The sequence below is a fragment of the Streptomyces sp. NBC_01431 genome, from assembly GCF_036231355.1.
Classification (GTDB): Bacteria; Actinomycetota; Actinomycetes; order Streptomycetales; family Streptomycetaceae; genus Streptomyces.
Genome location: NZ_CP109496.1, coordinates 2,280,323 through 2,298,397 on the forward strand (window position 1 = coordinate 2,280,323; position 18,075 = coordinate 2,298,397).

At 66.9% G+C, this 18,075-nt stretch carries 6 protein-coding genes, 1 tRNA gene and 2 rRNA genes; 1 reads left to right on the top strand and 8 read right to left on the bottom strand.

The features are described from left to right. Positions 1–9: 9 nt before the first annotated feature. The 4 genes from OG522_RS10450 to OG522_RS10465 all read right to left on the bottom strand — a co-directional run bounded on the left by OG522_RS10450 (position 10) and on the right by OG522_RS10465 (position 10,463). The gene (locus tag OG522_RS10450) at positions 10–840 is read right to left on the bottom strand and encodes a helix-turn-helix domain-containing protein (protein ID WP_329462682.1); all 831 of its coding nucleotides are present in this window, start codon (positions 838–840) and stop codon (positions 10–12) included. A gap of 319 nt (positions 841–1,159) precedes the next feature. Then, on the bottom strand, positions 1,160–3,919 hold the full coding sequence (locus OG522_RS10455) for a DNA translocase FtsK (protein ID WP_329462683.1): 2,760 nt from the start codon (positions 3,917–3,919) through the stop codon (positions 1,160–1,162). A 123-nt stretch (positions 3,920–4,042) separates the two neighbouring features. After that, the gene (locus OG522_RS10460; protein ID WP_329462684.1) at positions 4,043–4,723 is read right to left on the bottom strand and encodes a response regulator; all 681 of its coding nucleotides are present in this window, start codon (positions 4,721–4,723) and stop codon (positions 4,043–4,045) included. Positions 4,724–4,967: 244 nt separating this feature from the next. Beyond that, complete coding sequence (locus tag OG522_RS10465; RefSeq protein WP_329462685.1) at positions 4,968–10,463, bottom strand: HAMP domain-containing protein; 5,496 nt, start codon at positions 10,461–10,463, stop codon at positions 4,968–4,970. A 305-nt stretch (positions 10,464–10,768) separates the two neighbouring features. Between OG522_RS10465 and OG522_RS10470 the strand changes: the two genes are divergently transcribed. Continuing rightward, the gene (locus OG522_RS10470; RefSeq protein ID WP_329462686.1) at positions 10,769–13,471 is read left to right on the top strand and encodes a SpoIIE family protein phosphatase; all 2,703 of its coding nucleotides are present in this window, start codon (positions 10,769–10,771) and stop codon (positions 13,469–13,471) included. A gap of 56 nt (positions 13,472–13,527) precedes the next feature. On the opposite strand, the gene OG522_RS10475 is transcribed toward OG522_RS10470, so the two are convergent. The 4 genes from OG522_RS10475 to OG522_RS10490 all read right to left on the bottom strand — a co-directional run bounded on the left by OG522_RS10475 (position 13,528) and on the right by OG522_RS10490 (position 17,815). After that, positions 13,528–13,600: transfer RNA gene (locus OG522_RS10475), tRNA-Thr, on the bottom strand. A 91-nt stretch (positions 13,601–13,691) separates the two neighbouring features. After that, the gene (locus OG522_RS10480) at positions 13,692–14,372 is read right to left on the bottom strand and encodes a DegT/DnrJ/EryC1/StrS family aminotransferase (protein WP_443074826.1); all 681 of its coding nucleotides are present in this window, start codon (positions 14,370–14,372) and stop codon (positions 13,692–13,694) included. Positions 14,373–14,485: 113 nt separating this feature from the next. After that, positions 14,486–14,602 (bottom strand): 5S ribosomal RNA (gene rrf, locus OG522_RS10485). Positions 14,603–14,690: 88 nt separating this feature from the next. Then, a 23S ribosomal RNA gene (locus tag OG522_RS10490) occupies positions 14,691–17,815 on the bottom strand. Positions 17,816–18,075 lie beyond the last annotated feature (260 nt).

Below are 18,075 nucleotides of genomic sequence, written 5' to 3' on the forward strand. Positions count from 1 at the left end.
GCCGGCGGCTCAGCCGACCTGCGGGTCTCCCTTGGTGTAGCTCAGCCGCTCGACCTGGCCATCCTCGAATTTGTTCTCGATCTTCTTGCCGTTGACGTAGAGCTCGATCGCCCCAGCGTTGCCGAGGATCAGGTCGACCTTCTGGGCGTCCTGGAACGTCTGGGCCTCGCCCTTTTGGAGGAGACCGTCGAAGAGCATCTGCCCGTTGTGGTCCTTGGCCGAGATCCAGCTCTTGTCGGTAGTGGCCGTGATCTTGACGGTGACCTTGTCGGCCGGGACGGCGGCGATCGCGCTGTCCGACGGGGCCGGCGGCTTGGGCGGGGCGGGCTTGGACGGGGTGGGGCGGGGCGGCGCGCTGGACTTCTGCTGGGAGGGGCCTTCGGCCACCGCCCGGTCGGGCTTACCCTTGTCGCCGCCGCCGAAGGCGGTGAAGCCGACGAAGCCGATGACCACGACGATCGCCGCGACCATGGCGGCGGTCCAGTTGGGCCGGCGCGGATCGGCCCGGATCCGCTCCGCCTCGAACAGTGGTGCCGCGGGGGTGGGTACGGGACGACCGCCGTGATCGTCGTCGTACTGCGCGACCAGCGGGGCCGGATCGAGGCCGACGGCCTGGGCGAACGTACGGATGTGACCGCGTGCGTACACATCGCCGCCGCACCGCGAGAAGTCGTCCTGCTCGATCGCGTGCACGATGGGGATGCGCACCCGCGTGGTGGAACTGACCTCGTCGACCGTCAGTCCGGAGGCGATACGGGCCTGCTGGAGTGCGCGACCGATCGATGGCCCGTCGTCTTCGATCGAAGGCCGGTCGTCTTCGGGAGAGTTGCCGATGGACACGGGGGCGCCTTTCGAGCGTGAGCCACCTGCTGGGTGTTCAGTCTAGGGGGGGTACGAAAGGGTGAGGCAACCGGGAGAGCGGTCTTTGTACGCCATCGGTATGGCCGCACCCCTGGCAACGGGATCGCTGACATCGCACGGTTCCGTCCCTCCCTCAACTTGACGTACGTCCAAGGGAAACGGTTGCTCGGACATCCCGTACGGGTGCTGTTTCGCCCGACCGGCTGTCAGCCAACGGAAACCGTCCGCTGAAATCCCGCTGTCAGACGGCGGATCCTGCCCGGTGACAGCACCCTTCCCCATCTGTTCCCCCGCGCACTCAGGGAGCCTCCCCACGGATCACGGCGAGCACTCCATCGAGTTCGTCCGGCTTGACCAGAACGTCCCGGGCCTTGGAGCCCTCGCTGGGCCCGACGATGTTCCGTGACTCCATCAGGTCCATCAGCCGGCCCGCCTTCGCGAAGCCCACCCGCAGCTTGCGCTGGAGCATCGAGGTCGATCCGAACTGGGTGGAGACCACCAGCTCGGCCGCCTGGCACAGCAGGTCGAGATCGTCGCCGATCTCCTCGTCGATCTCCTTTTTCTGCTTGGTGCCGACGGTGACGTCGTCCCGGAAGACCGGGGCCATCTGGTCCTTGCAGTGCTGGACGACCGCCGCGATCTCGTTCTCGGTGACGAAGGCGCCCTGGAGCCGGACCGGCTTGTTCGCACCCATCGGCAGGAACAGGCCGTCGCCCTTGCCGATCAGCTTCTCGGCACCCGGCTGGTCGAGGATGACCCGGCTGTCGGCCAGCGAGGACGTCGCGAACGCGAGCCGCGAGGGCACGTTCGCCTTGATCAGGCCGGTGACGACGTCGACGGAGGGCCGCTGGGTGGCGAGCACCAGATGGATGCCGGCCGCACGGGCCAGCTGGGTGATCCGGACGATCGCGTCCTCGACGTCGCGCGGCGCGACCATCATCAGGTCCGCGAGCTCGTCGACGATCACCAGCAGGTACGGATACGGCGTCAGCTCGCGCTCACTGCCCTCGGGCAGCTTCACCTTGCCGGTGCGGATCGCCTCGTTGAAGTCGTCGATGTGCCGGAAGCCGAACGCCGCCAGGTCGTCGTAGCGCAGGTCCATCTCGCGCACGACCCACTGGAGTGCCTCGGCGGCCCGCTTGGGGTTGGTGATGATCGGCGTGATGAGGTGCGGAATGCCCTCGTACGCCGTCAGCTCGACGCGCTTGGGGTCGACCAGGACCATCCGCACGTCTTCGGGCGTCGCCCGCACCATCACCGAGGTGATCAGGCAGTTGATGCAGGAGGACTTTCCGGAACCGGTGGCACCGGCGACCAGGACGTGCGGCATCTTGGCGAGGTTGGCCATCACGTAGCCGCCCTCGACGTCCTTGCCGAGCGCGACCAGCATCGGATGGTCGTCCTCGGCCGCGTCCGCGAGCCGCAGCACGTCACCGAGGTTGACCATCTCGCGGTCGGTGTTGGGAATCTCGATACCGACCGCTGATTTCCCCGGAATCGGCGAGATGATCCGCACGTCCGGGCTGGCGACCGCGTACGCGATGTTCTTGGCGAGGGCGGTGATCCGCTCCACCTTCACCGCGGGCCCGAGCTCCACCTCGTAGCGCGTGACGGTCGGACCGCGGGTGAAGCCGGTGACGTTGGCGTCGACCTTGAACTCCATGAAGACGTTCTGCAGCGAGGCGACCACGGCGTCGTTGGCCGCGCTGCGCGTCTTGCCGGGCCCGCCCTTCTCCAGGAGGTCCAGGGAGGGCAGCGCGTAGGTGATGTCCCCGGCGAGCTGGAGCTGTTCGGCGCGCGGGGGCAGCGGCTCGGCCGCGGCGGGCGCCGGCTTCGTCAGATCCATGACAACGGGCTTCGCGCCCGGCGTGGCCTTCGGCGCCGCCGGCGCCTCGGGCTCGGCGGCCCGAGCGGTCGGCAGCGGCGTCGCCTGTTCCCGGTCCCGCTCGACCAGGACGCCCTGCGTGAGGTCGGCGACGACGGGCGAGGGGGGCAGTCCGTTGAGGACCGCTCCGTCCAGGGCCGCGGCCGCGGCGGCTGCCACGTCCACCGGGTCCATCCCGGCGCCGAACGCGGGTTGCACCGAGGACCGCCGGGGCTTGCGGCGCCGCGAGAGCGCCGCCTCCTCGGCGTGGTCGGGGTCCTGCTCGACCGGGGCGGTGGAACGGCGCCGGGTGCGGGGCGCGGGCTCGGCCTCGCGCCACTCGTCGTCGTACGGCTCCTCCTCGCCGCCCTCCACCTCGTGCGGGAGCGGTTCGAGGACGCCGAGCTTGACCCCGAGCAGCCGCAGCCGCTGCGGGATGGCGTTGACCGGGGTCGCGGTGACCACGAGCAGTCCGAAGACGGTGAGCAGCACCAGCATCGGCACGGCCAGCACGTCGCCGAGGGTGAATTCGAGCGGCTTGGACGAGGCCCAGCCGATCAGCCCGCCCGCGTCCTGCATGGCCTCGGTGCCATCGCCCCGGCCCGGCGAACCGCAGGCGATGTGGACCTGGCCCAGGACCCCGAGGACGAGCGCGGAGAGGCCGATCACGATCCGGCCGTTGGCCTCGGGCTTCTCCGGATAGAGGATCAGCCGGATCGCGATGGCGCCGAGCAGCAGCGGCACCACCACGTCGAGCCGGCCGAAGGCGCCGGTCACCAGCATCTGCACGAGGCCGCCGACCGGGCCGCGCAGATTCGACCAGGTGCCGGCGGCGACGATCAGCGCGAGGCCGAGGAGCAGCAGGGCGACGCCGTCCTTGCGGTGCGCCGGGTCGAGTCCCTTGGCGCCGCGTCCTATTCCCCGGAACAGCGCGCCGACCGCGTGGGCCGCCCCGAGCCAGACGGCGCGCACCAGCTTGTACAGGCCGCCCGTCGGCGACGGCGCCGCCTTCGGTGCGGGCCTGGGGGCGGCCGCCTTCTTCACGGGCGCCTTCTTGGGTGCCGTCTTCTTCGCGGGTGCCTTGGGGGCCGCGGCCTTCTTGGCGGGCGCAGCCTTCTTCGCCGGGGTACGGCCGGTGCGCTTCGCGGTGCCCGCCGTGCCCTGGGAACCCTTGCCGGACGTACGTGAGGCCATGGTGCTGAGGTTACCTGGGTCGGCGGCGGTGGACACGTGTGCCTACGGCTTCACCCGTCCGTGTCGTACGGGTGAAGGACGATGACGCCGCCTCAGCCGGACGCGGCGTCAGATCCGGGGCCGTCAGTTCTGCGAGGGAAGGGTGGGCGCGCCACCGGCGCCGGGCTCCAGCGCGTCCAACGCCCGCCGCAGGCCGGTGAGCTTGCGCTCCAGGTGGGCCGCGGTCGCTACCGCGGCGGCGTCCGCCGAGTCGTCGTCGAGCTGCTTGGAGAGCGCCTCCGCCTGCTCCTCAACTGCCGCGAGCCGCGCGGACAGTTCGGCCAGCAGGCCCGCGGACTCCCTGGCCGCGCCGCCGTGCGTGCCCGCGCCGCCTTCCAACTGGAGCCGCAGCAGCGCCGCCTGCTCGCGCAGTTGGCAGTTCTTCATGTACAGCTCGACGAACACCGACACCTTGGCGCGCAGCACCCAGGGGTCGAACGGCTTCGAGATGTAGTCCACCGCACCCGCCGCGTAGCCGCGGAAGGTGTGATGCGGCCCGTGGTTGATGGCCGTGAGGAAGATGATCGGGATGTCCCGCGTCCGCTCGCGCCTCTTGATGTGCGCGGCGGTCTCGAACCCGTCCATCCCCGGCATCTGGACGTCCAGCAGAATGACCGCGAAATCGTCCGTAAGCAGCGCTTTGAGCGCTTCCTCCCCTGACGATGCCCGCACCAGTGTCTGATCGAGCGCAGAGAGGATGGCCTCCAGCGCCAGCAGATTCTCCGGCCGGTCATCGACCAGGAGGATCTTGGCCTTCTGCACCATGGCCCGTCCTCCTCGCCCCGGCAGTGCACCGGGCGCCGCCCCAGGGGACGACTCCCTTGCGTCGCCCGTCCTTGTGCCGGTCATGGTAGCCGCACCCCGCCTGTCGCCACACCCTGTCACCGCGATGTCACTGTGCACGTAGCAGAAACGCGGTGGGAGACCAGAAGGTTCCCCGAATACCGCCGTCTCACACGCCTTCGGCCACACTCAGTCAGCAACCCCTGGTGATGCGGGCGCCCAACGATCATTTTCCGCTCATCCACTGCTCCATGACGGAGAGCAAATGGTCCGGGTCGACCGGCTTCGTCACATAGTCGGAAGCTCCCGACTCGATGGCCTTCTCGCGGTCCCCCTTCATTGCCTTCGCGGTCAGCGCGACGATCGGCAGCCCGGCGAACTGCGGCATCCGGCGAATCGCCGAGGTCGTGGCATAGCCGTCCATCTCGGGCATCATGATGTCCATCAGCACGACGGCGGTGTCCTCGTGCTGTTCCAGGACCTCGATGCCCTCCCGCCCGTTCTCCGCGTACAGCACCGACAGCCCGTGCTGTTCCAGGACGCTGGTGAGCGCGAAGACATTGCGTACGTCGTCGTCGACGATCAGCACCTTCTCGCCGGCGAAGTGGAAGCTCCGCGCGGGCGTCCGCTCAGGTTCGGCCGCCGCCCAGTCGTCGCTTCCGGCGGCGGACTGTCCGCCACTCGACGTCCGGCCGTCCGAGCCCAGTGCCTTGCGCCGCCGCCTGAACAACCCGGCCGTCCCGGGCTGCCCCTCCCCCGGCCCGGCGTGCGGGCCACCGTTGTGCTCGCCCGCGTCGGGGCGTACGCCTTCGAGGGCGAGGGCCGCCGACGGCTCCATGCCGCCGGGGACGAGCTGCGGATAGCCCTGCGGGGACAACTCGCTGAGATGGAACGGGAGATACAGGGTGAAGGTGGAGCCGCGCCCCGGCTCGCTGGCCGCGTGGATCTCACCGCCGAGCAGCCGCGCGATCTCCCGGCTGATGGAGAGGCCGAGGCCGGTACCGCCGTACTTGCGGCTGGTCGTGCCGTCCGCCTGCTTGAACGCCTCGAAGATGACCCGCATCTTGCCGGCCGCGATCCCGATGCCGGTGTCGGTGACCGAGAAAGCGATCAGGTCGGCGTCGGCGTCGCGCAGCGAGCCCGACTCCAGGAGCTGTTCCCTGATGGCGTCGGGGACGTCGGAACCGGCCGGGCGGATGACGAGCTCCACGGCGCCGCTGTCGGTGAACTTCACCGCGTTGGACAGCAGGTTGCGCAGCACCTGCAGGAGGCGCTGCTCGTCGGTGTGCAGCGTCGCGGGCAGCTCGGGCGAGACCCGTACGGAGAAGTCGAGGCCCTTCTCCGCCGTCAGCGGGCGGAAGGTCGCTTCCACATAGTCGACCAGCTGGACCAGCGCGATCCTGGTCGGCGAGACGTCCATCTTGCCGGCCTCGACCTTGGAGAGGTCGAGGATGTCGTTGATCAGCTGGAGCAGGTCGGAGCCCGCCCCGTGGATCGTCTCGGCGAACTCGACCTGCTTGGGCGTGAGGTTCGCGTCCGCGTTGTCGGCGAGCAACTTGGCGAGAATGAGCAGGGAGTTGAGCGGCGTGCGCAGCTCGTGCGACATGTTCGCCAGGAACTCCGACTTGTAGCGCATGGAGACCGCGAGCTGCTCGGCGCGCTCCTCCAGGACCTGCCGGGCCTCCTCGATCTCGGTGTTCTTCACCTCGATGTCGCGGTTCTGCTGGGCGAGCAGCTCGGCCTTCTCCTCCAGTTCGGCGTTGGAGGCCTGAAGCGCCCGCTGCCGGTTCTCCAACTCGGCCGACCGCTCGCGCAGTTGCTCGGTGAGCTCCTGGGACTGCTTGAGCAGCACCTCGGTCTTGGAGTTGACGGAGATGGTGTTGACGCTCGTCGCGATCATCTCGGCGATCTGGTTGAGGAAGTCCTTCTGGATGTGGGTGAACGGCTGGAACGACGCCAGCTCGATCACTCCGAGGACCTTCCCCTCGAAGAGCACCGGCAGCACGATCACATGCGCGGGCGGCGCCTCGCCGAGCCCGGAGGAGATCTTGAGGTAGCCCGGCGGCACGTTCTCGACCAGGATGGTCCGCTTCTCCTCGGCGGCCGTGCCGATCAGCGTCTCACCGGGCCGGAAGGAGGTCGGCATCGAACCGGCGGAGTATCCGTAACTCCCGCGCATCCGCAGCTCGTACGATCCCTCGCCGTCGCCGCTCACCTCGGAGCCACCGCCGGTCGGCAGCGCCAGGAAGAACGCGCCGTGCTGTGCCGAGACGACCGGCGTCAGCTCGCTCATGATCAGCGAAGCCACGTCGTCCAGGTCGCGGCGGCCCTGCATCAGACCGGAGATGCGGGCGAGGTTGCCCTTGAGCCAGTCCTGCTCCTTGTTGGCGACGGTGGTGTCGCGCAGGTTGGCGATCATGGTGTTGATGTTGTCCTGGAGGGCCTGGATCTCGCCCGCCGCGTCCACGTCGATCTTCAGATTGAGGTCGCCGCGCGTCACCGCCGTGGCGACGGCCGCGATGGCGCGCACCTGCCGGGTCAGGTTCCCGGCCATCTCGTTCACCGATTCGGTGAGATCGCGCCAGGTCCCGTCGACGTCGCGCACCCGGGCGTGACCGCCCAACTGACCCTCGGTACCCACCTCGCGAGCGACCCGGGTGACCTCCTGACCGAACGAGGACAGCTGGTCGACCATCGTGTTGATGGTGTTCTTCAGCTCCTGGATCTCGCCGCGCGCATCGATGTCGATCTTCTTGGTCAGATCGCCCTGGGCGATTGCGGTGGTGACGGTGGCGATCTGCCGCACCTGGCCGGTGAGGTTGTCGGCCATGGAGTTCACCGATTCGGTGAGGTCCTTCCACGTACCGGAGACACCGGGCACCCGCGCCTGACCGCCCAGGATGCCGTCCGTGCCCACCTCACGGGCCACCTTGGTGACCTGCTCGGCGAACGAGGACAGCGTCGTCACCATGGTGTTGACGGTGTCGGCGAGCTCGGCGACCTCGCCGCGCGCCTCGACCGTCACCTTCTTGGTGAGGTCACCGTTGGCGACCGCGGCCGAGACGCGGGAGATGTTGCGCACCTGGGTCGTCAGGTTCGCCGCCATCAGGTTGACGTTGTCGCTGAGGTCCTTCCAGATGCCGGTGACCCCGCGCACCCGGGCCTGACCGCCCAGGATGCCCTCGGTGCCCACCTCACGGGCGACTCGGGTGACCTCGTCGGCGAAGTTGGACAGCTGGTCGACCATGGTGTTGACGGTCGTCACCAGCTCCAGGATCTCGCCCTTGGAGTCGACGGTGATCTTCTTGGAGAGGTCGCCCTCGGCGACCGCCGTCGTCACCTCGGCGATGTTGCGCACCTGTGAAGTCAGGTTGTTCGCCATGAAGTTGACGGACTGGGTGAGGTCCTTCCAGGTGCCGGACACGCCCTGCACCTCGGCCTGACCGCCCAGAATTCCCTCCGTGCCCACCTCGCGCGCCACCCGGGTGACCTGCTCGGCGAAGTTGGACAGCTGGTCCACCATCGTGTTGAGGGTGTTCTTCAGTTCCAGGATCTCGCCGCGGGCGTCCACGTCGATCTTCTGCGACAGGTCACCGCGCGCCACCGCCGTGGCGACCTGGGCGATGTTGCGCACCTGCGCCGTGAGGTTGCCGGCCATGCCGTTCACGGAGTCCGTCAGGTCACGCCACACCCCGGCGACGCCGGGCACCTGCGCCTGCCCGCCGAGACGGCCGTCGGTGCCCACCTCGCGGGCGACCCGGGTGACCTGCTCGGCGAAGGCCGAGAGCTGGTCGACCATCGTGTTGATGGTGTTCTTCAACTCCAGCATCTCGCCGCGCGCGTCCACGTCGATCTTCTGCGACAGGTCACCGCGCGCCACCGCCGTCGTCACCTGGGCGATCTGACGCACCTGTGAAGTCAGGTTTCCCGCCATGAAGTTGACGGAGTCGGTGAGTTCCTTCCAGGTGCCGGACACGCCGTCGACCCGCGCCTGGCCGCCGAGGCGGCCCTCGGTGCCCACGTCCCGCGCCATCCGCGTGACCTGGTCGGCGAACGACGACAGCTGCGCCACCATCGTGTTGACGGTGTTCTTCAACTCCAGCATCTCGCCCGCGACATCGACGGTGACCTTCTGCGACAGGTCGCCGTTGGCGACCGCCGTCGTCACCTGGGCGATGTCGCGCACCTGACCGGTGAGGTTACGGAACGCGGTGTTGACGGAATCCGTCAGGTCCTTCCACGTCCCCGCGGCACCGGGTACTTCCGCCTGCCCGCCCAGCCGGCCCTCGATGCCGACCTCGCGCGCCACCCGGGTCACCTCTGAACCGAACGACTGGAGCTGGTCGACCATCGTGTTGACGGTGTTCTTCAGCTCCAGCATCTCGCCGGCCACGTCGACGGTGACCTTCTGGCTCATGTCACCGCTGGCGACCGCCGTCGTCACCTGCGCGATGTCCCGCACCTGGGTCGTCAGATTGCGGAAGACGGTGTTGACGGAATCCGTCAGGTCCTTCCAGGTGCCCGCAGCACCGGGCACCTGCGCCTGCCCACCGAGCAGGCCCTCCGCGCCGACCTCGTTGGCGACCCGGGTGACCTCGTCCGCGAACGTACGCAGCGTCTCGGTCATCTGGTTGATGGTCTCCGCCAGCTGCGCGACCTCGCCGCGCGCGTTGACGGTGACCTTCTGCGACAGGTCGCCGCTGGCCACGGCCGTCGTCACCTGGGCGATCCCGCGCACCTGTGCGGTCAGGTTCGTCGCCATCACGTTGACGGAGTCGGTGAGGTCCTTCCACACCCCGGCCACGCCCGGCACCTGCGCCTGACCGCCCAGCTCACCCTCGGTGCCGACCTCGCGCGCCACGCGGGTCACCTCGGAGGAGAAGGAGGACAGCTGGTCGACCATCGTGTTCACGGTGTTCTTCAGCTGGAGCATCTCGCCGGCCACGTGCACCGTGACCTTGCGCGACAGATCGCCCTTGGCGACCGCCGTCGTAACGAGAGCAATGTCACGTACCTGTGCGGTCAGCCGGTACGCCATGGTGTTGACGGAATCCGTCAGATCTTTCCAGGAACCCGACATACCGCGCACCTGGGCCTGGCCGCCGAGCTTGCCCTCCGTGCCGACCTCAAGGGCGACCCGCGTCACCTCGTCGGTGAAGGCCGACAGCTGGTCGACCAGGTTGTTGACGGTCCGCCCGACCTTGAGGAACTCACCGCGCAGCGGCCGCTCGGCGCCGTCGCTGCCGTGCGAACGCAGGTCCATCCGCTGTTCCAGATCACCCTCGGCAACCGCCGAAAGCACCCGCCCGACCTCCGAGACCGGCCGCGCGAGATCGTCCACCAGCGCGTTCGAGGCGTCGATCGCGGCAGCCCAGGACCCTTCGCAGGCCCCGTTCTCAAGCCGCTCGGTCAGCTTCCCCTCGCGCCCGACCATCCTGCGCACCCGGGCGATCTCGCCGGTCAGATGCAGGTTCCGGTCCGCGACCTCGTTGAAGACGGCGGCGATCTCCGTCATCACGCCGTCGCCGGAGACCGTCAGCCTCTTGCGGAAGTTCCCGTCCCGCATCGACGCCAGCGCCGCGAGCAGCCGCTGCAGTGCAGCGGTGTCCACCTCGGTCGTCCCATTGCCCCCGCGTTGCTTGCCGCTCCGGGCCTGTTGAGTCCGGGACTGCTCGTCCTTCGCGCGCGTGCCTACGCCCCGCGCTGCTGCGCCAGACTCCACCGTGTCCCTCCCGCAAGGGTTGACCGCACTACCCGGGATGCCTCGGGAAGCATGCCCAGTGTTTCACCATGGCCGAACCAGGCCATAACAGTTCGGCAGCTTCGCATATCCGTCCCCGCCCTCGAAGGACGGAAACACTGGTGACCGGCATCCGCTCGGACAGTGAAGGTAAGTAACCTGGCATCCGGCTGTCCAGCCGCCCCGGTCCGCCCGGCGAGGGGGCGGTTTGTCCCCTTTGCTCGGTAGAGCTTGGGGGAGGGCGGCACAAAAGGACGATCGCGGGACACCGGAGGGGGCGGGCCGACATGGGACTGTTGATTCCCGGAGGGCACGTTCCGGAGCCCCGCCAAGGAGATCCGGGCGTCGAGACGCGTACGAGGAGTTCTGTGATCACCGCGCGGGCGGCAGCCAGCTTCGACCCTGTCGGGCGGTCGGTCGCGACCGCCCGCGCCTTCGTCCGGGACACCCTCCAGGGATGGGGGTATGCGGACGTCGTGGACGACGCCGTGGTCCTGACCAGCGAGCTCGTCACCAACGCGGTCGTCCACGCCGGTACCAAGGCGGACGTCCTGTGCCTGCGCTCCGAGGACGGCGTACGCGTAGAAGTGGCCGACCACTACCCCGAACGTGAGATTCCGCTCCTCGGGTCCCCCGCCGACATCGCGGGACCCGACCGCGAGAACGGCCGCGGACTGCTGCTCTGCGCCGCCCTCGCCTCCCGCTGGGGCGTCGAGTACACACCGGCCAGGAAGAACGTCTGGTTCCAACTCGACCTCCCCGAGCGCTCGGTGGGCACCCGCTCCGCGGGCCCGGCCCTCCCCACGGCGCTGCTTCCCGTCACCGACGGCAGGGTCCGCGTCGCGGTCGTCCAGATCGACCGCGCCGGCGCCGTGCGCGCCTGGAACGAGGACGCCGAGGAGCTGTTCGGCTACCCGGCCGACCAGGTCACCGGCAAGGCCCTCACCGACTTCGCCGCCTGGCCGCACACCCCCGGCACCTCCACCGGCATCGTGGAGGCCCTCCAACTCTCGCGCTGGGAAGGCAGTTACGGGATAAGAGGCGCCGACGGCCGTGTGGTCCCCGTGTACGCATCCCACCTGCGCGTGCGCGACGCCGAGGGCGAGCCCTCCACGGTCTGCCTGCTGGTGCGCGACGACGAGCGGGCGGTGCTCCAGACCCCCGTCCGCCAGCCCGCCACCGACCCCGCCGCCCATGGCGACAACCGTAACCTCGACCCGTTCGAGGTCTTCATCGGATCCCCCGCCCCCGAAGACCTCGACGGCCTGCTCCAGCGCACCGTCGAACGCGCCCGCGACATGCTGGACGGCGACTCCGCCTTCCTGCTGCTCGCCACCGACGACGAGACGGAGCTGGAGGTACGGGCCACCACCGGGCTCCCCTCCGCCCGCCAGCGCTTCGCCCGCGTCCCCGTGGAGGCGGGCACCGGACGGTACGGCTCGGCGCGGATGCCCGCCGTCCACGAGGACCTCGCGGCCGTCCCCGGCGCCGTGCCGCTCCTCGAAAGCACCGGCATGCGCTCGGTCGTCACTGTTCCGCTCAAGGTCGAGGGCCGCCTCACCGGCTCGCTCGGTGTGGCCGCGGAGTCCCCCGGCCGCTACTCCAACGAGGAGGCACTGCGCCTCCAGTTCGCCGCCGACCGCATCGCCCTGGCCGTCGAATCGGCTCGCCTGGGCGAGCTGGAACGCCTGCGCAGAGGCTCGTTGAGCTTCCTGGTCGAGGCCTCCGACCTCCTGGCCGGCACCCTGGACCGCGACCAGACGCTGGCCCTCATGGCCCAGATGACGGTCCCGACCCTGGCCACCTGGTGCGCCGTCTACACCATCGCCGACCAGGCCTCCGACCCGTACCTCTCCTACGTCCTGCACGAGGACGAGGAACGCATCGACGGCCTCAAGGCCCTCCTCGCCAAGATCGACCCCCCGGAGCCGGTACCCACCCCGGGCGCCCGGGTCTGGCTCGCGCCCAGCGAGGCCGCGCATCAGGACGCGCTCCGCGTCTCGATGCGCGACCTGGGGCGTTCCGGCAGCCCGCACGTGGGCGGCGGAATCGGCACCACCTTGTCGACCGCGGCCGCCGTCGGCGGGGAAACCGTCGTCCTGCCGCTCGTGGCCCGCAACCGCGTCATCGGCATGCTGACCCTTGGCAAACCGTCGGACGACCATTTCCGTCAGGAGATCCTCGAACTCGCCGAGGACCTCTCCCGCCGGGCCGCCCTCGCGCTCGACAACGCCCGCCTCTACTCCGAGCGCATGGCCATCAGCCGCTCCCTCCAGCGCAGCCTGCTCCCGCCAGGCCTGCCCCAGATCCCGGGCGTCGAGGTCGAGGTGATCTACCGTGCGGCCGGCGAGGGCAACGAGGTGGGCGGTGACTTCTACGACCTCTTCCCCATCCGCGACGGCGCGTACGGCTTCGCCATCGGCGACGTCTGCGGTACGGGCCCGGAGGCCGCCGCGGTCACCGGCCTGGCCCGGCACGCCCTGCGCCTGCTCGCCCGCGAGGGCTTCGGCGGCCCCGCCGTCCTGGAGCGCCTCAACGCGGCGATCCTCGACGAAGGGGCCCGCAGTCGCTTCCTCACCCTTCTCTACGGCGAGTTGTGGCCACAGGAGGACGGCAGCGCCATCCTGAAGATCGTCTGCGCCGGCCATCCGCTGCCGCTGCGCCTGCGCCAGGACGGCACCGTCGAACCGGCCGCCGAACCCCAGCCCCTCCTCGGCGTCATGGAGGACCTGGAGCTGTACGAGCAGACGATCACGCTGGACCCCGGTGACGTCCTGCTGTGCGTGACCGACGGGATCACCGAGCGCCGCGAGGGCACGCGCATGCTCGGCGACGACGGCCTCACCGACGTCCTCGCCACGTGCACGGGCCTCACCGCCGGCGCCGTCGCAGCCCGCGTACTGCGCGCGGTAGAGCGATTCGCCGCCGAACCGGCCTCCGACGACATGGCGATCCTGGCCCTGCGCATCCCGGAACAGGACAAGCGATAACCGCGAGCGGGTACGCGAAAGGCCCCGCCCAATGGGCGGGGCCTTTCGTATTCCTGAGCCCCCATGCGGAATCGAACCGCAGACCTTCTCCTTACCATGGAGACGCTCTACCGACTGAGCTATAGGGGCCTGTTGTTGTTTCGGGGTTTCCCCCCTCACCAACGAGATAAAGCATACCCCGAATCAGACGGTGTTCCGAACCACGATCACCGGTACCGCGCTACGCGGGCTGCAAAAGCCCGCCGAGGGCGTTGCAGACCGAGACCAACCGCCGCAATTCCGGCTCCGAAAGCCCGTCGAGCGCCGGCAGCGCGAGCGTCTCGTCAGCGGCCCGCTCCGTCTCGGCCAGCATCCACCCGTCCCGCCTGAACTCCCGCATCCGGTGTACGGGAATGGGCACGGGCACCTCGCACGCGACCCCGCGCCGCCGCAACAACCGTGCGAACGCGTCCCGGTCCGGCCGTCCGTTGCCGGGAACTCGCACGACGTACTGCTGATAGCGATGCCCCTCGGCTGCCGTGGGCGTCTCCACCCCGACAAGCCGCCGATCCAAGTACCGTGCCCGCGACCGTCGTTGGGCCATCTCCCCATCCGCGACGGTACGGTCTTCCTGCTGTTCCCGCTCCCGCTGCTCCAAGAGCAACACCCCATGTCCGGCGGCCAGTTCGGAGAACGGGGCGACATCGGCCGGATACCCGAAGCGGTGTACGAGTACGACGGCGCACGTCCTGGACGTGAGGGCCGCGCCGACGGCCTGTGGGGCGAGGCAGTAACTGAGCGGATCGATATCGGCGAACACCGGCACGGCCCCGGCCGCGACGATCGAGCGCGCCAACTCACCGGAGTCGAAGGCCGGCACGATCACCTCGTCGCCGGCGGCGACACCGGCGGACTTGAGCACTCCTGTCATCCCCATGACAGCGGATCGTCCTCTTGGCACATGAACGCCAGGTAAGCGGGCACAAAAAAACGCTGGCCCGTGAACCGAAGTTCAGGGGCCAGCGTTGAAAGATTGTTCGGCGGCGTCCTACTCTCCCACAGGGTCCCCCCTGCAGTACCATCGGCGCTGAAAGGCTTAGCTTCCGGGTTCGGAATGTAACCGGGCGTTTCCCTAACGCTATGACCACCGAAACACTATGAAGTTGAACACCGGAACCCCAAGCAGGGGCTCTGACAGCTGTTCATTGCTTCAGAACAAACACAGTGGACGCGAGCAACTGAGGACAAGCCCTCGGCCTATTAGTACCAGTCAGCTCCACCCCTTACGAGGCTTCCACATCTGGCCTATCAACCCAGTCGTCTACTGGGAGCCTTACCCTCTCAAGGAGGTGGGAACACTCATCTCGAAGCAGGCTTCCCGCTTAGATGCTTTCAGCGGTTATCCTTTCCGAACGTAGCCAACCAGCCATGCCCTTGGCAGGACAACTGGCACACCAGAGGTTCGTCCGTCCCGGTCCTCTCGTACTAGGGACAGCCCTTCTCAATGTTCCTGCGCGCGCAGCGGATAGGGACCGAACTGTCTCACGACGTTCTAAACCCAGCTCGCGTACCGCTTTAATGGGCGAACAGCCCAACCCTTGGGACCGACTCCAGCCCCAGGATGCGACGAGCCGACATCGAGGTGCCAAACCATCCCGTCGATATGGACTCTTGGGGAAGATCAGCCTGTTATCCCCGGGGTACCTTTTATCCGTTGAGCGACGGCGCTTCCACAAGCCACCGCCGGATCACTAGTCCCGACTTTCGTCCCTGCTCGACCCGTCGGTCTCACAGTCAAGCTCCCTTGTGCACTTACACTCAACACCTGATTGCCAACCAGGCTGAGGGAACCTTTGGGCGCCTCCGTTACTCTTTAGGAGGCAACCGCCCCAGTTAAACTACCCATCAGACACTGTCCCTGATCCGGATCACGGACCGAGGTTAGACATCCAGCACGACCAGAGTGGTATTTCAACGACGACTCCACAACCACTGGCGTGGCCGCTTCAAAGTCTCCCACCTATCCTACACAAGCCGAACCGAACACCAATATCAAACTGTAGTAAAGGTCCCGGGGTCTTTCCGTCCTGCTGCGCGAAACGAGCATCTTTACTCGTAGTGCAATTTCACCGGGCCTATGGTTGAGACAGTCGAGAAGTCGTTACGCCATTCGTGCAGGTCGGAACTTACCCGACAAGGAATTTCGCTACCTTAGGATGGTTATAGTTACCACCGCCGTTTACTGGCGCTTAAGTTCTCAGCTTCGCAACCCCGAAAGATCACTAACCGGTCCCCTTAACGTTCCAGCACCGGGCAGGCGTCAGTCCGTATACATCGCCTTACGGCTTCGCACGGACCTGTGTTTTTAGTAAACAGTCGCTTCTCGCTGGTCTCTGCGGCCACCCCCAGCTCACCGAGTAAATCGGATCACCAGTGATGGCCCCCCTTCTCCCGAAGTTACGGGGGCATTTTGCCGAGTTCCTTAACCATAGTTCACCCGAACGCCTCGGTATTCTCTACCTGACCACCTGAGTCGGTTTAGGGTACGGGCCGCCATGAAACTCGCTAGAGGCTTTTCTCGACAGCATAGGATCATCCACTTCACCACAATCGGCTCGGCATCAGGTCTCAGACTATGTGTTGTCCGGATTTGCCTAGACAACGTCCTACACCCTTACCCCGGGACAACCACCGCCCGGGCTGGACTACCTTCCTGCGTCACCCCATCGCTTACCTACTACAGATCCGGGTCACCGGCTCCACCACTCCCCTCAACTCCGAAGAGATCAGGGCGGCTTCACGGGCTTAGCATCGTCTGATTCGATATTGGGCGTTTCAAAGCGGGTACCGGAATATCAACCGGTTGTCCATCGACTACGCCTGTCGGCCTCGCCTTAGGTCCCGACTTACCCTGGGCAGATCAGCTTGACCCAGGAACCCTTAGTCAATCGGCGCACACGTTTCTCACGTGTGTATCGCTACTCATGCCTGCATTCTCACTCGTGAACCGTCCACCACTAGCTTCCGCTGCAGCTTCACCCGGCACACGACGCTCCCCTACCCATCCATACAGGCGTTGGCCCTATACGTATGAATGACACGACTTCGGCGGTACGCTTGAGCCCCGCTACATTGTCGGCGCGGAATCACTTGACCAGTGAGCTATTACGCACTCTTTCAAGGGTGGCTGCTTCTAAGCCAACCTCCTGGTTGTCTCTGCGACTCCACATCCTTTCCCACTTAGCGTACGCTTAGGGGCCTTAGTCGATGCTCTGGGCTGTTTCCCTCTCGACCATGGAGCTTATCCCCCACAGTCTCACTGCCGCGCTCTCACTTACCGGCATTCGGAGTTTGGCTAAGGTCAGTAACCCGGTAGGGCCCATCGCCTATCCAGTGCTCTACCTCCGGCAAGAAACACACGACGCTGCACCTAAATGCATTTCGGGGAGAACCAGCTATCACGGAGTTTGATTGGCCTTTCACCCCTAACCACAGGTCATCCCCCAGGTTTTCAACCCTGGTGGGTTCGGTCCTCCACGACCTCTTACAGCCGCTTCAACCTGCCCATGGCTAGATCACTCCGCTTCGGGTCTAGAGCGTGCAACTCAAACGCCCTATTCGGACTCGCTTTCGCTACGGCTTCCCCACACGGGTTAACCTCGCTACACACCGCTAACTCGCAGGCTCATTCTTCAAAAGGCACGCAGTCACGACTGACAGCACAAGTGCTGCCAGCGACGCTCCCACGGCTTGTAGGCACACGGTTTCAGGTACTATTTCACTCCGCTCCCGCGGTACTTTTCACCATTCCCTCACGGTACTATCCGCTATCGGTCACCAGGGAATATTTAGGCTTAGCGGGTGGTCCCGCCAGATTCACACGGGATTTCTCGGGCCCCGTGCTACTTGGGTGTCTCTCAAACGAGCCGTTGATGTTTCAGCTACGGGGGTCTTACCCTCTACGCCGGACCTTTCGCATGTCCTTCGCCTACACCAACGGTTTCTGACTCGCCTCACAGCCGGCAGACTGTGAAAGAGAGATCCCACAACCCCGCATGCGCAACCCCTGCCGGGTATCACACGCATACGGTTTGGCCTCATCCGGTTTCGCTCGCCACTACTCCCGGAATCACGGTTGTTTTCTCTTCCTGAGGGTACTGAGATGTTTCACTTCCCCTCGTTCCCTCCACATACCCTATGTGTTCAGGTATGGGTGACAGCCCATGACGACTGCCGGGTTTCCCCATTCGGAAACCCCCGGATCAAAGCCTGGTTGACGGCTCCCCGGGGACTATCGTGGCCTCCCACGTCCTTCATCGGTTCCTGGTGCCAAGGCATCCACCGTGCGCCCTTAAAAACTTGGCCACAGATGCTCGCGTCCACTGTGCAGTTCTCAAACAACGACCAGCCACCCATCACCCCGAACCAACCGGTTCGAGTGCACTGGGGCCGGCGACCGAAGACCAACAGGCAAAGCCCGTGCCTTCAGATACCCAACAGCGTGCCCGGCCCGACCGATCCATCCCCCACGTTCCACGCCGAAGCAGTACTAGTGAAGAACAACCAATCGTGCCGAATAGTCAACGTTCCACCCATGAGCGAGCCACCGCCGGACGTTTGCCGAC

What these genes read in the sequence shown, in the direction of transcription:
- OG522_RS10455 (WP_329462683.1), bottom strand. Translation starts at nt 3,919, where the DNA reads ATGGCCTCACGTACGTCCGGCAAGGGTTCCCAGGGCACGGCGGGCACC.
- OG522_RS10460 (WP_329462684.1), bottom strand. Translation starts at nt 4,723, where the DNA reads ATGGTGCAGAAGGCCAAGATCCTCCTGGTCGATGACCGGCCGGAGAAT.
- OG522_RS10470 (WP_329462686.1), top strand. Translation starts at nt 10,769, where the DNA reads ATGGGACTGTTGATTCCCGGAGGGCACGTTCCGGAGCCCCGCCAAGGA.